This is a genomic window from Oceanobacillus saliphilus (genome assembly GCF_023522835.1).
GTDB classification, from domain to species: Bacteria; Bacillota; Bacilli; order Bacillales; family Amphibacillaceae; genus Oceanobacillus; species Oceanobacillus saliphilus.
Genome location: NZ_JALCZU010000076.1, coordinates 1 through 280, shown reverse-complemented (window position 1 = coordinate 280; position 280 = coordinate 1). Strand labels below are relative to the sequence as shown.

1 protein-coding gene is annotated in these 280 nt (G+C 47.9%); it reads left to right on the top strand.

Translation table 11 applies throughout. The features are described from left to right. Window positions 1-239 (top strand): hypothetical protein (locus MN204_RS20510; RefSeq protein WP_249872907.1); only part of this gene is annotated, 239 nt, incomplete at its 5' end. Window positions 240-280 lie beyond the last annotated feature (41 nt).

Sequence of the window (280 nt, the reverse complement as noted above, 5' to 3'; positions counted from 1 at the left end):
ATGCCCAGGACCCGCAGTATCGTGCAGTGGCGTATTATTACGGCCGGGTGTTGTTTGCCTTGAAAAAGAATGACCGTTCAGCCGAGATATTAGCCGGGTACGTACGGCAACGGCCAACGCCAAAGTCAAATATAGCGAATACTTATTTTTATTTGGCCAAGTTAGCGCTGCGAGATGAAGACGCTGACACGGCCCAAAAATTTATTAAGCGGGCGGCCGCACGTGGATTAAAGAATTAGCGTTTAGAAAAGATTCAGCAACAAATTTGGCAAGTTGCGGC